This window comes from Kribbella hippodromi, from assembly GCF_039531045.1.
Classification (GTDB): Bacteria; Actinomycetota; Actinomycetes; order Propionibacteriales; family Kribbellaceae; genus Kribbella; species Kribbella hippodromi.
Genome location: NZ_BAAAPH010000032.1, coordinates 1 through 16,257, shown reverse-complemented (window position 1 = coordinate 16,257; position 16,257 = coordinate 1). Strand labels below are relative to the sequence as shown.

At 68.0% G+C, this 16,257-nt stretch carries 18 protein-coding genes; 10 read left to right on the top strand and 8 right to left on the bottom strand.

Going from position 1 to position 16,257, the window contains the following annotated elements:
* Window positions 1-9 precede the first annotated feature (9 nt).
* From ABD260_RS34270 to ABD260_RS34250, 5 genes are read left to right on the top strand one after another with little or no spacing between them, the layout of a single operon-like run.
* The gene (locus ABD260_RS34270) at window positions 10-906 is read left to right on the top strand and encodes a 2-hydroxy-3-oxopropionate reductase (RefSeq protein WP_344240536.1); all 897 of its coding nucleotides are present in this window, start codon (window positions 10-12) and stop codon (window positions 904-906) included.
* A complete protein-coding gene (gcl, locus tag ABD260_RS34265; protein WP_344240534.1) occupies window positions 906-2,681 on the top strand; it encodes a glyoxylate carboligase in 1,776 nt (591 codons plus the stop codon). The genes ABD260_RS34270 and gcl overlap by 1 nt, the downstream gene beginning before the upstream one ends.
* Window positions 2,681-3,922: a glycerate kinase gene (locus ABD260_RS34260; RefSeq protein ID WP_344240532.1), complete on the top strand. Its 1,242-nt coding sequence runs from the start codon at window positions 2,681-2,683 to the stop codon at window positions 3,920-3,922. Before gcl ends, ABD260_RS34260 begins: the two co-directional genes overlap by 1 nt.
* On the top strand, window positions 3,919-5,259 hold the full coding sequence (gene allB / locus ABD260_RS34255) for an allantoinase AllB (RefSeq protein ID WP_344240530.1): 1,341 nt from the start codon (window positions 3,919-3,921) through the stop codon (window positions 5,257-5,259). Before ABD260_RS34260 ends, allB begins: the two co-directional genes overlap by 4 nt.
* Window positions 5,256-6,071: a bifunctional allantoicase/(S)-ureidoglycine aminohydrolase gene (locus ABD260_RS34250; RefSeq protein ID WP_344240528.1), complete on the top strand. Its 816-nt coding sequence runs from the start codon at window positions 5,256-5,258 to the stop codon at window positions 6,069-6,071. Before allB ends, ABD260_RS34250 begins: the two co-directional genes overlap by 4 nt.
* A gap of 112 nt (window positions 6,072-6,183) precedes the next feature.
* Here the strand turns inward: ABD260_RS34250 and ABD260_RS34245 are convergent, their stop codons facing one another.
* Both ABD260_RS34245 and ABD260_RS34240 read right to left on the bottom strand, forming a co-directional pair.
* Window positions 6,184-6,723 (bottom strand): GNAT family N-acetyltransferase, encoded by a 540-nt coding sequence (locus ABD260_RS34245; protein WP_344240526.1) that lies wholly within the window; start codon window positions 6,721-6,723, stop codon window positions 6,184-6,186.
* Window positions 6,724-6,777: 54 nt separating this feature from the next.
* Window positions 6,778-7,131: a hypothetical protein gene (locus tag ABD260_RS34240; protein WP_344240524.1), complete on the bottom strand. Its 354-nt coding sequence runs from the start codon at window positions 7,129-7,131 to the stop codon at window positions 6,778-6,780.
* Window positions 7,132-7,149: 18 nt separating this feature from the next.
* Here ABD260_RS34240 and ABD260_RS34235 point away from each other — a divergent pair, with 18 nt between their 5' ends.
* A complete protein-coding gene (locus ABD260_RS34235) occupies window positions 7,150-7,917 on the top strand; it encodes an SDR family NAD(P)-dependent oxidoreductase (protein ID WP_344240522.1) in 768 nt (255 codons plus the stop codon).
* Window positions 7,918-8,019: 102 nt separating this feature from the next.
* Here ABD260_RS34235 and ABD260_RS34230 read toward each other — a convergent pair whose 3' ends face one another.
* Window positions 8,020-8,814: an ABC transporter permease gene (locus ABD260_RS34230; RefSeq protein WP_344240520.1), complete on the bottom strand. Its 795-nt coding sequence runs from the start codon at window positions 8,812-8,814 to the stop codon at window positions 8,020-8,022.
* Window positions 8,811-9,764: an ATP-binding cassette domain-containing protein gene (locus ABD260_RS34225; RefSeq protein WP_344240518.1), complete on the bottom strand. Its 954-nt coding sequence runs from the start codon at window positions 9,762-9,764 to the stop codon at window positions 8,811-8,813. Before ABD260_RS34225 ends, ABD260_RS34230 begins: the two co-directional genes overlap by 4 nt.
* Window positions 9,765-9,859: 95 nt before the next feature.
* Here ABD260_RS34225 and ABD260_RS34220 point away from each other — a divergent pair, with 95 nt between their 5' ends.
* On the top strand, window positions 9,860-10,630 hold the full coding sequence (locus ABD260_RS34220) for a TetR/AcrR family transcriptional regulator (protein WP_344240516.1): 771 nt from the start codon (window positions 9,860-9,862) through the stop codon (window positions 10,628-10,630).
* Here ABD260_RS34220 and ABD260_RS34215 read toward each other — a convergent pair.
* The 4 genes from ABD260_RS34215 to ABD260_RS34200 all read right to left on the bottom strand — a co-directional run bounded on the left by ABD260_RS34215 (window position 10,616) and on the right by ABD260_RS34200 (window position 13,705).
* Window positions 10,616-11,218, bottom strand: coding sequence for an FMN reductase (locus ABD260_RS34215; protein ID WP_344240514.1), 603 nt, complete (start codon window positions 11,216-11,218; stop codon window positions 10,616-10,618). The genes ABD260_RS34220 and ABD260_RS34215 overlap by 15 nt on opposite strands.
* On the bottom strand, window positions 11,215-12,327 hold the full coding sequence (locus ABD260_RS34210; RefSeq protein ID WP_344240512.1) for an LLM class flavin-dependent oxidoreductase: 1,113 nt from the start codon (window positions 12,325-12,327) through the stop codon (window positions 11,215-11,217). Before ABD260_RS34210 ends, ABD260_RS34215 begins: the two co-directional genes overlap by 4 nt.
* 117 nt (window positions 12,328-12,444) lie before the next feature.
* Entirely contained in the window at window positions 12,445-12,840 is a 396-nt protein-coding gene (locus ABD260_RS34205; protein WP_344240510.1) for a tetratricopeptide repeat protein, read from the bottom strand.
* Window positions 12,830-13,705, bottom strand: a complete 876-nt coding sequence (locus ABD260_RS34200; RefSeq protein WP_425553468.1) for an aldo/keto reductase — start codon at window positions 13,703-13,705, stop codon at window positions 12,830-12,832. The genes ABD260_RS34205 and ABD260_RS34200 overlap by 11 nt, the downstream gene beginning before the upstream one ends.
* A gap of 161 nt (window positions 13,706-13,866) precedes the next feature.
* On the opposite strand from ABD260_RS34200, the gene ABD260_RS34195 reads away from it, so the two are divergent.
* The 3 genes from ABD260_RS34195 to ABD260_RS34185 all read left to right on the top strand — a co-directional run.
* Window positions 13,867-14,091 (top strand): antitoxin VbhA family protein, encoded by a 225-nt coding sequence (locus tag ABD260_RS34195; RefSeq protein ID WP_344240508.1) that lies wholly within the window; start codon window positions 13,867-13,869, stop codon window positions 14,089-14,091.
* A gap of 69 nt (window positions 14,092-14,160) precedes the next feature.
* On the top strand, window positions 14,161-14,643 hold the full coding sequence (locus ABD260_RS34190) for a GNAT family N-acetyltransferase (protein WP_344240506.1): 483 nt from the start codon (window positions 14,161-14,163) through the stop codon (window positions 14,641-14,643).
* A gap of 127 nt (window positions 14,644-14,770) precedes the next feature.
* Window positions 14,771-16,257, top strand: a 1,487-nt coding sequence (locus ABD260_RS34185; RefSeq protein ID WP_344240504.1) for a peptidase M16 family protein, incomplete at its 3' end; no start/stop codon positions are given.

The following is a 16,257-nucleotide window of genomic DNA, read 5'->3' as shown; positions in this document are numbered from 1 at the left end:
AGACGAATCATGACGAACATCGCTTTCATCGGTCTCGGCATCATGGGCAACCCGATGGCCGTCCACCTCGCCAACGCCGGGCACACCGTGGCCGGGCTCGACCGGTCGCCGGAGCGCAGCGCCGCCCTGGTCGCCGCCGGCGGTCGCGCCGCGAGTTCGCTCGCCGACGCGGTCAAGGGCGCCGACGTGATCTGCGTGATGGTGCCGGACTCGCCGGACGTCCAGGACGTCCTCGAAGGGGAGAACGGCGTCTTCCAGCTGGCCGAGACCGGCTCGCTGATCATCGACTTCTCCAGCATCCGCCCGGATGTCACCCAGCAACTCGCCGAGCAGGCGCAGGCCCTGGGCTTCCGGCTGCTCGACGCTCCGGTTTCCGGTGGCGAGGCCGGTGCCAAAAACGCTGCTCTGTCGATCATGGTCGGCGGCGCGGCGGACGACTTCGCTGCCGCCAAGCCGCTGTTTGACGTGGTCGGCAAGACCGTGGTGCACGTCGGCCCGAGCGGTTCCGGCCAGACGGTGAAGGCGGCCAACCAGCTGATCGTTGCCGCGAACATCCAGGCGGTTTCCGAGGCGGTCGTTTTCCTCGAGGCGTACGGCGTCGACACGAAGGCGGCGCTCGAGGTACTGGGCGGTGGCCTCGCGGGTTCGACCGTACTGAACCAGAAGAAGGAGAACCTGCTGTCCCGCTCCTTCGAGCCCGGGTTCCGGATCGACCTGCACCACAAGGACATGGGCATCGTCACCGCGGCAGCGCGCGAGGCGGGCGTGGCCGTACCGCTTGGTGCTCTGGTTGCCCAGCTGGTCGCCTCCGCGCGTGCCAACGGCGACGGTGGGTTGGACCACTCGGCGTTGCTCCGCGGGGTCGAGCGGCTGTCCGGACTCGAGTCGAACGGGCAGGCCGGCTGATGGCCCGCATGCGCGCGGTCGACGCCGCGGTCCTGATCCTGGAGAAGGAGGGGTCGACGCAGGCGTTCGGGCTGCCCGGCGCCGCGATCAACCCGTTCTACAGCGCGATCCGGGCGCACGGCGGCATCAAGCACGTCCTCGCCCGGCACGTCGAAGCCGCATCGCACATGGCCGAGGGGTACACCCGGGCGCGCGCGGGGAACATCGGCGTCTGCATCGGTACCTCCGGACCGGCCGGTACGGACATGATCACCGGGCTGTACTCCGCTTCCGCCGACTCGATCCCGATCCTCTGCATCACCGGGCAGGCACCGGTCGCGAAGCTGCACAAGGAGGATTTCCAGGCCGTCGACATCTCCGCGATCGCCAAGCCGGTCGCGAAATGGGCAGTCACGGTGATGGAGGCGGCGCAGGTGCCGGGTACGTTCCAGAAGGCGTTCCAGGTGATGCGCGAAGGGCGGCCGGGTCCCGTACTGGTCGATCTGCCGCTGGACGTTCAGCTCGCCGAGATCGAGTTCGACATCGAAACGTACGAGCCGCTGCCGGTGTCGCGGCCGGCCGCCACCCGGGCGCAGGCGGAGAAGGTGCTGTCGATGCTCGGCGCGTCCGTGCACCCGCTGATCGTCGCGGGCGGCGGGATCATCAACGCGGACGCGGCCGACCTGCTGGTCGAGTTTGCCGAGCTGACGGGCATCCCGGTCGTACCGACATTGATGGGCTGGGGTGCGCTGCCGGACGATCACCCGCTGGCCGCGGGCATGGTCGGGCTGCAGACCTCCCATCGGTACGGGAACGCGACGATGCTGGCGTCCGACCTGGTCCTCGGGATCGGCAACCGGTGGGCGAACCGGCACACCGGCGGACTGGAGGTCTATCGGGGGGAGCGGAAGTTCATCCACGTGGACATCGAGCCGACGCAAATCGGCCGGGTGTTCGCCCCCGACTACGGGGTGGTCTCGGATGCGCGCGCCGCTCTGCAGGTGTTCGTCGAGGTCGCCCGCGAATGGGCAGCCGACGGCAGGCTGGCGGACCGTTCGGCGTGGGCGGCGGAGTGCCGGGAGCGGCGTACGACCCTGCAACGCAAGACGCACTTCGAGAACACCCCGATCAAACCGCAACGCGTGTACGAAGAGATGAACCGCGCTTTCGGGCCGGACGTTCGGTATGTCAGCACGATCGGCCTTTCGCAGATCCAGGCGGCGCAGATGCTGCATGTGTATCGGCCGCGGCATTGGATCAACGCGGGACAGGCCGGTCCGCTCGGATGGACCGTACCGGCGACGCTCGGGGTTGCGATCGCTGATCCGGACAGCACTGTGGTTGCGTTGTCGGGGGACTACGACTTCCAGTTCCTGATCGAGGAGCTTGCGGTGGGGGCGCAGTTCAACATCCCGTACGTCCATGTGGTGGTGAACAACTCGTACCTCGGGCTGATCCGGCAGGCACAGCGAAACTTCGACATGGACTACTGCGTGCAGTTGTCGTTCGAGAACATCAACAGTCCTGAGGTGAACGGGTACGGCGTCGATCATGTGAAGGTGGTCGAGGGGCTCGGGTGCAAGGCGCTGCGGGTGTTCGAACCGGACGGGATCGGGCCGGCGCTGGAGGAGGCCAAGAAGCTGATGGTCGAGTACCAGGTGCCGGTCGTGGTCGAGGTGATCCTGGAACGCGTCACGAACGTGTCGATGGGCGTCGAGATCGACAACGTAATCGAATTCGAGGACCTGGCCATCTCCCCGCAGGACGCCCCGACCGCCCTCGCCCTGCTGGACTAATGAAGCCACCCACCTCCGCTGCCGGCTCCGCCGGGGAGTGCCGGGTGGTGATCGCGCCCGACAAATTCAAAGGCAGCCTGTCCAGCCCCGAGGTCGCGGCCGCCCTCACCACCGGAATCCACCGCGCAATCCCGCACGCCACAGTCATCACAATCCCAGTAGCCGACGGCGGCGACGGCACCCTAACCGCAGCCTTCGCCGCCGGCTACACCCCCATCCCCACCCCCGCCCAAGGCCCCACCGGCCACCCCCGACAAACCACCTACGCCCGCAACACCTGCACCACCACCCATTCGCCGCAGTCGGGGTGTGGTGCGACTGCTGTTGTGGAGTTGGCTGCGGTTTCTGGGTTGGTGCATCTTCCCGGTGGTGTCCCGGCGCCTATGACTGCGACCACGTACGGCACCGGCCAACTCATCGGTGCAGCTATTGACGCCGGCTGTACCCGGATCATCTTGGGGATCGGCGGCAGCGCCTCCACCGACGGCGGCACCGGCCTGATCCACGCCCTGACTGGCACTCAAACGCTGGATCTAGAGAAACTCCGGCGCCGGTTGCGAGGTGTGGAGGTGGTTGTTGCTTGTGATGTGGACAATCCGCTGACTGGGCCGAACGGGGCGGCTGCTGTGTACGGGCCGCAGAAAGGTGCTTCGCCTGAGCAGGTGCGCGAGTTGGATGAGCGGCTCAGCAAGTGGGCGGATGTGGTGGCGGCTGCGACCGGTCGTGATCTTCGGGATGTGCCGGGCGCGGGTGCTGCCGGTGGGGTCGGGTTCGCGGCGCTTGCACTCCTCGAGGCCGAGCTCCGATCGGGCATCGAGCTGGTGCTGGAGATGGTCGGCTTCCACGAGAAGCTGGCCGGCGCCGACCTGGTGATCACCGGCGAAGGCGCCCTGGACGAACAAACCCTCCACGGCAAGGCAGTCGCCGGGGTAGCTGCTGCGGTCCGGTCAACCGGCAGTGCGTCGACCGCGAACCGTTCAACGAGCGGTGAGCCAGCCGGTGGTGGGTCGGCTGAGTGTGGGCTGGTTGGGGAGGTTCCGGTGGTGGTGGTTTGTGGGGTTAATCGGCTGGGTGATCGGCAGTTGAAGGAGGTTGGCGTACGGGCTGCGTACGCGCTCACCGATCTTGAGCCGGACGTCGAGCGCTGCATCGCGCACCCGCGACCGCTGCTGGAACAACTAGGCGAACAGATAGCGGTCGAGCATCTTACGATGGCACGGACGGAGGGAGGCAGCGCATGAGCGAGCTCGACCTTGTGATCAGATCTCGCCGGGTGGTACGCGCGGCGGCCGAGCAGGAATGCGCGATCGGCATCCACGACGGAAAGATCGCCGCGATCGCCCCGTACGACGCCGACCTCGACGCGACCACCCAGCTCCACCTGGCCGACGACGAGGTCCTGCTGCCCGGCCTGGTCGACTCGCACGTACACGTCAACGATCCCGGCCGCACCGACTGGGAAGGCTTCACCTCCGCAACCAGAGCGGCGGCCCGTGGCGGCGTCACCACGATTGTCGACATGCCGCTGAACAGCATCCCGCCGACCTGCGACGTCTCGGCGCTTGCGCTCAAACGCAAAACGGCCGACACCCAGGCGTACGTCGACGTCGGCTTCTGGGGCGGCGCGATCCCGGGCAACCTCGCCGACCTTCGCCCATTGCATGAATCCGGCGTCTTCGGCTACAAGTGCTTCCTGCTGCACTCCGGAGTCGACGAGTTCCCGCCGCTCGACCCCCAGCAGCTCGAGGCGGCGATGCGGGAGATCAGCTCGTTCGACGGCCTGCTGATCGTGCACGCCGAGGACGCGCACCGCATCGACACCGCCGCCCCGCCGAACGGCGCGAGCTACCGGGACTTCCTCAACTCCCGCCCCCGCACGGCCGAAAACGACGCCGTCGCCGCCGTTATCCAGCTGGCTAAAAAGACCGGTTGCCGCGTACACATCCTGCACGTTTCCAGCGCGGACGTCCTCCCGCTGATCGCGGCCGCCCGCGCCGACGGCGTACGGATCTCGGCCGAGACCTGCCCGCACTACCTGAGCTTCACCGCGGAGGACATCCCCGACGGCGCCACCCAGTACAAGTGCTGCCCGCCGATCCGCGAGGCCGCGAACCGCGAGTTGCTCTGGGAAGGACTGCGCGACGGCACGATCAACCTGGTCGTGTCCGATCATTCGCCGTCCACGATCGACCTCAAGCACCTCGACACCGGCGACTTCGGCGTCGCGTGGGGCGGGATCGCCTCCCTCCAGCTCGGCCTGTCCGCCGTCTGGACCGAGGCCCGGCGGCGCGGTTTCACGCTCGCCGACGTGGTCCGCTGGATGGCCGAAGCGCCGGCGGAGCAGACCGGTCTGGGTACGAAGGGCCGGATCGAGCTGGGCGCCGACGCCGACCTCGCCGTCTTCGCCCCGGACGAAACCTTCACCGTGCGGGCGAACGAACTCCAGCACAAGAACGCGATCACGCCGTACGACGGCCGTACGCTCACCGGCGTCGTCCGGAGCACCTGGCTGCGCGGCGTACCCGTCGACATCGCCGCCGGACCGCGCGGCCGCCTGCTGACCCGAGGAGAACGATGACCTTCTACGCGCCGAAGGGCGGACTGCCCGCGCAGACCGACCTGACCACCGACCGGGCCGTCTTCACCGAGGCGTACGCGGTGCTGCCCCGCGGCACGATGCGCGACATCGTCACCAGCCGGCTGCCGTTCTGGGACGACACCCGACTGTGGGTGATCGCGCGGCCGTTGTCCGGGTTCGCCGAGACCTTCTCGCAGTACATCGTCGAGGTCGCGCCGGGAGGTGGAAGCGACAAGCCCGAAACGGATCCGGCCGCCGAGGCGGTGTTGTTTGTTGTCTCAGGCAACGTTGTGCTGACTGTTGCCGGGGACAAGCACACGTTGGGTGAAGGTGGGTACGCGTACCTGCCGCCGGGCGGTGATTGGACGGTACGAAACACCAGTGATGCGCATGCGACGTTCCACCTGGTGCGGAAGGCGTACGAGCGGGTGGAGGGGATCGACGTACCGCCGGCGCTGATCACCAACGAGGCGGAGGTCGCCGGGCGGGAGATGCCGGACACCGAAGGGCGTTGGAAGACCCAACGGTTCGTGGACCCGGACGACGTACGCCACGACATGCACGTCAACATCGTCAGTTTCGAGCCGGGTGGGGTGATCCCGTTCCCGGAGACGCATGTGATGGAGCACGGGCTGTACGTCCTGGAGGGCAAGGCGATCTACTTGCTGAACAAGGACTGGGTGGAGGTGCAGGAAGGCGATTTCATGTGGCTCCGCGCCTTCTGCCCGCAAGCCTGCTACGCCGGCGGCCCCGGTCGCTTCCGCTACCTCCTCTACAAGGACGTCAACCGCCACCCCAAGCTCACCCTCTGAGTCCGTCGGCAGCTCGACAGTACGTATACGACCACTGCGGGCGCGCGCACGCCTGCAGTCCGCTCGGCTAGCGGGCAAGTGGGCATATACGTACTGTCGAGCTGCCGCGGTTTCAGTTGGAGATGTGGACCGGGCGCTGGGGTGGGTTGAGCGGGTCGGTGATCAGGCGGGCGTGGCGTTCGACGTCGTACCTGGCGCCGTCGAAGGCCAGGCGTTCGCGTTCGACGCCTTCGTACAGGAAGCCGGCGCCCGCGGCGACCGCGCAGGAGGCCGGGTTGCCCAGCCGGTGGCCGAGCTCGAGCCGGTACAGCCCCGCGTCCCGGTGCGCCCAGTCGGCCAGCGCGCGCAGTGCGTCCCGTGCGACCCCCTGACCGCGTACCTCGGCCAGCGTCCAGTACCAGGTCCACCCGACCCGGTGCCGGTCGATGTTCGTCACCCCCACGCACCCGATCGGATGATCCTCGGCGTCCGCGACCGCGTACACATGCCCGTTGTCCAGATCCGCGACCCGCCCGATCCAGTCCACCGCGGAGGCCCGGTCCCGGATCCCGCCCTGGTTCACCATCTCCGGATCATCATGCGCCGCCGCCAGCCGCAACGCGTCCCCCGTACGCCACCGCCGCAACCCCAACTCCCCGAGCGCGTATCCCATCCCTCGAAAATACCCCCGCCCCACCCACCCGCACCCCCTCCCCGGCGCGTTCCTTCAGAGCAGAGCGAGTACTCCGGCGACTCCGATCACCGCCGACCAGATCTCGGCAAGCCGATCGCCGACCGGGATCTGCCCCTCGTACGCCCCGTGGGTCTGCTGCTGGTCCCAGGTGAACACGACGCCGCGCGCCGTTCCCAGGCAGCCGCCCACAGCTACTCCCGCTCCGACGATCAACCCCACCGGAATCATCCGTGCGGCCGGCGTGGCAGTCGTCGCCAGCACAAGCGCGATCAAGTAGCCGAGACCGGTCGCGACCAGGCATCTCGGGCGGATGCGAGTCAGCAATCGCACGACGACAACGCCGGCGGGCCACGCGACATACGCGGCGATCAGTGCGGAACGAGCCACTGGGAGAGGATAGGGCGTATGGGATATGTGGATTTCAGGGATCAGGTTGTGGTGGTTACGGGGGCCAGTAGTGGGATTGGGGCCGCGGCGGCGGTGGGGTTTGCGGAGGCGGGGGCGGCGGTGGCTTTGCACTACCACCGGAACGAGGAGGGGGCGAAGCACACGGTGGGTGCGGTGCAGATGGCCGGCGGTACGGCTTCGCTGCACCAGGCGGATCTCGCGGACTCGGCTTCGGCGGATGCGTTCGTCGACGAGGTGCTCGCACAGTACGGGCGGATCGACGTACTCGTGAACAACGCCGGTGACCTGGTCAACCGCTCCCCGGTGGCGGACGTACCGGACGAGGAGTTCCACCGGATTCTGGACGTCAACCTGACCTCGGTGTTCGCGCTCAGCCGCCGGATCGTGCCGGTCTTCAAGGCGCAGGGTGGCGGCTCGATCGTCAACGTGACCTCGATCGCGGGGCGTACGGGTGGCGCCGGCGGGTCGGTCGTGTACGCGACGTCGAAAGGCGCCGTGAGTACGTTCACCCGCGGGCTGGCGAAGGAACTCGCGCCGGACGGCATCCGGGTGAACGCGATCGCGCCGGGTGTGATCAAGACCCCGTTCCACGACCGCCACACCGGCGAGGACCAGATGCAGGCCATGCTCGCCACCATCCCGATGGGCCGCACCGGCACCCCACACGAATGCGTCGGCACCATCCTGTTCCTCGCCTCGGAACGAATGTCCTCCTACATCACCGGCCAAATCATCGAAATCAACGGCGGCCAACTGACCCCCTGAGCATCCTCCAGACCCTGAACCGGCGGATCGGGCGTCCGCGCGGTGTACTTTCCGCGCAGACGCCCGACCAGCTACATCGCCCCCTGACCCGCCGGCCGACGTCTACCGCGACAGTGTGCGGAAGCGGTGAGCCGACAGGGGCAGGAAGATCGCGACCAGTAGTAGTGGGGCGATGATTGCGGCCAGGGTCGCGTGGGTGCCGATCCAGGTGGCTGTCGCCGACGGGTCGGGGTTGCCGAAGAACGCGCGGGCCGCGGTGGCCGTGGACGACAGCGGGTTCCACTGGGCGATCGTGCCCAGCCAGCCCGGCATCGTCGACGTCGCGACGAACGCGCTGGACAGGAACCCGACCGGCCACACCAGCACCTGCACCATGGTCACGCTCTGCGCGTTCTTCACGGTCAGCCCGATGAAGATCCCGACCCACAACAGCGCGAACCGCAGCAACAACAGCAACCCGAAAGCGGCCAGCGCCGACGGCAACCCTTCATGCCAGCGCCAGCCCAGCGCGAGCCCGGTACCGACCAGCACCGCGAGCGTCACGATCGAGTCGAGCATGTCCGCGATGCACCGGCCGAGCACCACCGCGGCGGAGCTCATCGGCAGCGACCGGAACCGGTCCGTCACCCCCTTCGAGACGTCGGTGGTGACCGCCGTCATCGTTCCTTCCAGCCCGAACAGCATCGCCAGCGCGAAGATCCCGGGCACCAGCAGCTCGTAGTACGACGAACCGCCCGGCAGCTCCATCGCCCCGCCGAGCAGCGCGCCGAACATCAGCAGCATCAGCACCGGGAAGAACCAGGTGAAGATCACCACCCCCGGCTGCATCCGCCAGTGCGTCAGCGTCCGCCGCGCGATCGTCCAGCTGTCCGCGAGCGCCCATCCGAACGCGGTCATACCGCCACCTCCGTTCCGGTCAGGTGCAGGAACACCTCGTCCAGCGTCGGCCGCCGCAAGGTCAGGTCGGCCGGCTCGATGTTTGCCTCATGCAACGAATTCGCCATCACCACCAGCGCCTTGGTCCGGTCCTTCACCGGCACGCTGACGCGTACGTCGTCCACCCGGATCTCCCCGTCGGCCAGCGGCCCGGCCAGCTCGACCACGCGCGCCACCTCGGCCGGATCGGTCAGGACGAGATCCAGCCAGTCCGATCCCAGCTGGGTCTTCAACTCGTCCGGTGTTCCTTCGGCGACGACCTTTCCCTCCTTCAGCATCGAGATCCGGTTCGCCAGTTGATCCGCCTCATCCAGGTACTGCGTGGTCAGCAGCACCGTCGTCCCGCCGGCGACCAGTTGCCGGACGGCGGACCACACCTCGATCCGCCCGGCCGGATCCAGCCCCGTTGTCGGCTCGTCCACGAACAGCACCCGCGGTGCCACGATCAGGCTGGCCGCGAGATCGAGGCGCCGTCGCATCCCGCCCGAGTACTTGCCGACCGCTTGGCCGGCCGCCTCGGTCAGGCTGAACCGTTCGAGCAGTTCGTCCGCACGGCGTACCGCCTTGGTGTGCCCGAGGTGATTCAGCCGGCCGAAGAGCACCAGGTTCTGCCGGCCGGTCAGTACCTCGTCCACCGCCGCGTACTGCCCGACCAGGCCGATCCGGCGCCGTACCTCGGCACCTTGGCGGCGTACGTCGTACCCGGCGACTCGCGCGCTACCGGAATCCAGCTCCAGCAATGTGGACAGGATGCGTACCGCTGTTGTCTTGCCGGCACCGTTCGGGCCGAGCAGACCGGTCACCGTACCGGCCGTGACCTCCAGGTCGAAGCCGTTCAGCCCCGCACCCTCCGTACCGCCGCGGTAGTTCTTCCGTACCCCGGCAGCTTCGATCACTCGTTCCGTCGTCACTTCCCACCTCTCGGATCGTTGAGCCGTAGAGTGTACCGTACATTGTACGGCTCAGGTACGATGCTTCCAACGGCGAACGGCGGAGGAAGGTTCCGGTGGCGGGAAGAAAGGCGGCGGCGCCCGATCCGGCGCGCAGTCTGGCGCTGCTCTGGGGCGCCCACACGAAGCCCGGCCGGTCCGGCCTGACCGTGCGCGCGATCGTCGACGCGGCGATCGAGGTCGCGGACGCCGTCGGGCTCGAGGCGCTGTCGATGCGGACCGTCGCCGAGCGGCTGAAGGTCGGCACGATGTCGCTGTACACGCATGTCCCCGGCAAGGGCGAGCTGACCGACCTGATGTTCGACCGGGTGTACGGCGACCTGTACGCCGATGCCGATGAACCGGCCCGGCAACCGGGCTGGCGGGCGGCGCTGGAGTTCATCGCGCACCGCAACTGGGAGGTGCTGACCGCACACCCGTGGATTCACGAGGTGCCGACGATGCGGACCGCGCTGGGCCCGAACATCACCCGCAAGTACGAGACCGAGCTCCGCCCGCTGGACGGCCTCGGTCTGACCGATGTGGAGATGGACTCAGCCCTCTCCCTGGTCCTCACCCATGTCCAGGGCATCGCCCGCGCAGGCGCCGAGCAACTCCGCACCCAGCGCGACTCCGGCCTGACCGACGAGGAGTGGTGGCGTCAGATCTCCCCGACCCTCACCACGGTCATGTCCGGCACCCATTTCCCGACCGCCGGCCGGGTGGGCACGGCGGTCGGCGAGCATTTCCAGTCCGCCCTGGACCCGACCCATCACCTGACCTTCGGCCTGACCACGATCCTGAACGGCCTGAGCCAACTGATCGAGCAGAGGTCAGCTGTTCAGTAGATCCTCGAAGGGCGTGGGGTTGGCGAAGGGGTTGGCGGCGGTGGGCGTCTCATGGTGCAGCGTCGCCACTAGTTCGGCAGCGGCTTGGGTGATGCGGGGGCGGAGCGTTGCGGCGTTCGGACCCCAGTCGGTTGAGGCCGCGTACACGGCTGTCGGGACCGGGACGGCCTTCAGGTACGCGAACAGCGGCCGTAGGGCGAACTCCAGTACCAGGGAGTGCCGTTCGGTGCCGCCGGTCGCGGCGAGCAGGACCGGCTTGCCGGCCAGCGCCTGGTCGTCCAGGACGTCGAAGAAGATCTTGAACAGACCCGAGTACGAGGCGCTGAAGGTCGGACTGACCACGATCAGCGCATCCGCGGCGGCGACTGTCTCCAGTACCTCGCGCAGACTGGCCGACGGAAACCCGGTGAGCAGGTTGTTCGTCAGGTCGTGGGCGTGGTCCCGGACCTCGATCAGCTCGATCCGCGTACCCAGCCCACGTCCCGCGAGCTCGTCCCGCACTGCCTCGGCCAACTGTTCCGCTAGCAGCCGGGACGACGACGGCGTCGTCAGCCCGGCCGTCACGACGGCGATCACCTTGTCCTTCATCGAACCGGCTCCTCGATGGTCTCCAGGTCGTGCGCCCGCTCGGCCGCGGCCTTCAGCGAGGCGTGCGTCGGCGCGTCCGGTACGTGCGCCGGCTTCAGCGCGGCGAACTCCTTCCGCAGCACCGGCACTACCTCCTCGCCAAGAAGGTCCAGCTGCTCCAGCACGGTCTTCAACGGCAAGCCGGCATGGTCGATCAGGAACAACTGCCGCTGGTAGTCACCGAAGTGCTCGCGGAACGACAGCGTCCGCTCGATCACCTCTTGCGGGCTGCCGACAGTCAGCGGTGTCTCCCGGCTGAAGTCCTCCAGCGACGGCCCGTGCCCGTACACCGGTGCGTTGTCGAAGTACGGCCGGAATTCGCGTACGGCGTCCTGGGAGTTCTTCCGCATGAAGATCTGCCCGCCGAGGCCGACGATCGCCTGGTCAGCGGCGCCGTGCCCGTAGTGCTCGAAGCGCCGGCGGTACAGGTCGATCATCTGCTTGGTGTGCGAGATCGGCCAGAAGATGTTGTTGTGGAAGAACCCGTCACCGTAGTACGCCGCCTGCTCCGCGATCTCCGGCGAGCGGATCGACCCGTGCCAGACGAACGGCGGCACGCCGTCGAGCGGCCGCGGCGTCGCGGTGAACCCCTGCAGCGGCGTCCGGAACTTGCCTTCCCAGTCCACCACGTCCTCCCGCCAGAGCCGGCGGAGCAGCGCGTAGTTCTCGACCGCGAGCGCGATCCCGTTCCGGATGTCCTGCCCGAACCACGGGTAGACCGGGCCGGTGTTGCCGCGGCCCATCATCAGGTCCACCCGGCCGTCGGCCAGGTGCTGCAGCATCGCGTAGTCCTCGGCGATCTTCACCGGGTCGTTGGTGGTGATCAGCGTCGTCGAGGTCGACAGGACGATCTTCGACGTCTGCGCGGCGATGAACCCGAGCTGGGTCGTCGGCGACGACGGTACGAACGGCGGGTTGTGGTGCTCACCCTGCGCGAACACGTCCAGCCCGACCTCTTCGGCCTTGAGCGCGATCCGGACCATCGCCTTGATCCGCTCGGCCTCGCTGACCGTGGTGCCCGTGGTCGGGTCCTCGGTCACGTCCCCGACGCTGAAAACGCCGAACTGCATCGGTCCTCCTCCAAGATGATTAACTATTAAACTATCAGAACGCGGGACGGGTGCAACTCATTCCAGGTACGCCGAAGGCCCGTGATCAGTTGATCACGGGCCTTCGGAAGGTACAGCTCAGACCGTATGCGGCTTCAACAGGTCCTCATCGCCGGTCAGCGCGGCGGCGATCCGGCGGTGCTTCCCGGCCTCGTCCGGCCGGGACAGCCGTTCCAGCGTCCGCGCCATCATCAGGTGCGCGTAGTACTCGGTAGGCTCCCGCTCGATCACCTCGAGGAGTTGTTCCTCGGCCGGCTTGAGCAGCGCCGCGTGGTAGTACGCGCGGGCCAGCAGCAGCCGCGTCCCGACATCGTCCGGAGTGTCGTCCACCACCGGCTTCAGCGCCCGGATCGCACCCCGGTAGTTGCGCTCGTCGAAGTACTGCTGTCCCAATCCGTAGCTCAGTGCGCGCATGTCCTCCATGCCGCTGCTCAACACCGGCGGTATGGCAAATATGCCCAGGTCAGGCGGCATCCAGGATCGCTACCTGGTCCGCGGTCAGTTGCAGGTCGACCGCGGCGTACGAGTCGCGGATCGTCTCCGGCCGGCTCGAACCGGGGATCGGGATCACGTACGGCGACTTGGCCAGCAGCCACGCCACCGTCAACCGATGCGGCGACACCCCGAGCTCCGCGGCCAGCGAGTGGAACGCGGGATGCTTCGCGCCGAGATCACCGGCCTGGGCGATCCCGCCGAGCGGCGCCCACGGCAGGAACGCGATGCCGAGCTCGCTGCACAGCTCGAGCTCCGGCTCGCTGGACCGGAACGCGGGGGAGAACTGGTTCTGCACCGAGTCCAGCCGCCCGCCGAGGATCTCGTTGGCCTGCTTGATCTGCTCCGGGTTCGCGTTCGAGATGCCGGCCATCCGGATCTTGCCGGCGTCGAGCAGGTCGCGGATCGCGCCGATCGAGTCCGCGTACGGCGTCTTCGGGTCCGGCCGGTGGAACTGGTACAGCCCGATCGCCTCCACCCCGAGCCGCTTCAGCGACGCCTCGGCGGCCGTGGCCAGGTACTTCGGGGAGCCGTCCTGCGTCCAGGTGCCGTCACCCGGTCGCAGGTGTCCGCCCTTGGTGGCGACCAGGACATCGGAGGTGTCGCCGCCGTACGACGCGAGCGCCTTGGCGATCAGAGTCTCGTTGTGGCCGACGTCGGTCGCGGTCAGGTGGTACGCGTCGGCGGTGTCGATCAGGGTGATCCCGGCGTCCAGCGCGGCGTGGATGGTCGCGATCGACCGGGCCTCGTCGGGCCGGCCCTCGATCGACATCGGCATCGCGCCGAGCCCGATCGGGGACACCTCGACATCACCGATCCGGCGGGTCTTGTTCGTGTCAGCTGCCATACATCCAATCTCCCCTGGACCTGGCGATGATTCCAACCGGAATATCCGCACACAGTGAGTACTGGGAGTACTCAATCCGCCTCGTCCCGCGTCGCTCCGACAGCGAAGAGATGTCTTTTCGCTAAGGTGACCGGAATGCTGTCTACGCAGGGAGCCGATCCATGGGCTACGAGCCGTGCCGCTACGCCCAGCGCTGGCCGGAGCTGTTCGAGCAACTCGAGGACGATCAGAAGCAGCGAGTGACCGACGCCCTGGCGAGCAACAAGCTGGCGGACTGGGAGCCGGATCGCAGCGACGTCTCGGACCTGGTCGACCGTGAACTCGGCCGGATCGACACCGCCGAGTACATCCGGCGCACGCTCTCGAAGGTGCCCGGCGGGGAGTGAGTCGGGCGGGGTCGGCAGGTCGGCAGGGTGTGCTGCTCGGCGGCGGATCGTCAGGGCAGGATGGGCGGTATGCAGATCGACGAGCGAGTCCGGCGTGCCCGGCCCGAGGACGTCCCAGCGATCGTGGACCTGGTGTACGCGCTCGCCGAGTACGAACGCGCACCGCAGGAATGCCGGCTGACCACTGACCAGCTGCACACCGCCCTGTTCGGCGCCACGCCCGCTGCCTTCGCGCACGTCGCCGAACATGAGGGCGAGGTGGTCGGCTGCGCGATCTGGTTCCTGAGCTTCTCCACCTGGCGCGGTGTCCACGGCATCTACCTGGAAGACCTGTTCGTCCGCCCCGAAACCCGCGGCACCGGCCTGGGCAAGGCGCTCCTGACCGCGCTCGCCCAGGAATGCGTACGCAACGGCTACGAACGCCTCGAATGGTCAGTCCTGAACTGGAACACCCCGGCGATCGACTTCTACAAGTCCCTCGGCGCCAAACCCCAGGACGAGTGGACCGTCTACCGCCTCACGGACGACGCCTTGGCAAAGCTCGGCAGCTGACGATGCCAGTACGCCCCTGACTGGTACCAGTTGGTGGCGATGTCAATAGTGGCAAAAAGGAGGCGGGGTGCGCACGGATCCGGCAGGATGAGCCAACCCATGTTCGGATCAGTGAGGATGCGCGGGGATGGCTGGTGAGGTTCGGTCCGACGAGGTCGACGGGGTGCCCGTCTACTGGGTGCCCGGCCAGCGCCAGCTGCGGGCCAGCTTGTGGTTCCGGGGCGGTCAAGCGGACGAAACACTGCCCAGGCACGGCTGGCTGCACCTGCTCGAACATCTCGCGCTGCACGACCGCGGCTCGATTCGTACGCCGATCAACGGGTCCGTCTCGATGCTGCACACCACGTTCGACGTCGAGGGTGAACCCGATGAGATCGTGGCGTTCCTTCGCGACTTGTGCGGTTGGCTGCGTACGCCGGACTTCCGCGAGCTCGAACACGAGCGGCGCGTGCTCCGCGCGGAGAGCGCCACGCGTCGCGCCGGCCCGGTCGACCTGCATCTGCTGTGGCGGTACGGCGCCCAAGGTCCGGGCGTAGTCGGGTACGACGAATACGGACTGCACACTGCTGATCCCGATGGACTCCGGGCGTACGCGGCGAGCATGTTCACGCGGGGGAATGCCGTTCTCGCGCTGACCGGCCCGCCACCGGCCGGGTTGCGGCCGCCCTTGGACGAAGGACCGCGCTGGCCAGTCAAGGCCGCGGTGCCGTGCGATCAGCGGTTGCCGGCCGGCTTCGCGGGGTTGACCGGCTCGCTGGCGGTGTCGGGGGTGGTGGCGCGATCGACTGCGGGGCGAGCGCTCGCGCGGGTGCTGCAGCGTGGGCTGGATGGTGGATTCCGGCACGGTACGGGCGTCGGGTACAGCGCGTGGTCGTCGTACGAGCTGGTGGACGGCGAGAACGCGATGATCACCGCGGGGATCGACATGCTGCCCGAGGCACGCCCGACGATCGTCGCGCAGACCGTCGAGGTGCTGCGCCGGCTGCGGCAGCGCGGTCCGGACGCCGCCGAACTGCGCGACGACCTCGATCGGGAGATCCGCCGGATCAAGACCGAGCCGGCCGAACACTGGCTGCCGTACGCGGCCGCGCGCGAGGTACTACTCGGCGGCGAGGCCGACGGACGCGACGAACTGATCGCGGAGGTCGACGCGATCACAGTCGGCGACGTACGACAGGCAGCGGACGTGCTTTGGGGCAACCTGCTCTTGTCGGTCGACCCCGACTCCACCACCGACCCCGCCCTGAACTGGCTGATCGACGCCCCGCGATCGAAAAGCGTCCCCACCGGCCAGCGCTTCAAGCCCTCCGGCTGGCCGGTCGTCAAAGGCGAACTGACCGTAGGCCGCACCAGCGCCCACCTCGAAACCGAGAACGGCCGCACCTCCGCGCACTACGAGGACCTGGCCGCCCTGGTCGCCTACCCCGACGGCGCCCGCCAGCTGATCCGCCAAGACGGCTACCAACTCCAGCTAGAACCAACCCTGTGGAAAAACGGCCCCCAAGCCGTAGCCACCGTAGACGCCGCAATCCCCGCGGCCCTCAAGATCCCCATGCCACCCGGCGGATTCACGCGGTGGTTGCAACACCGGGTGGATTTGCTTGGTTGGACAGT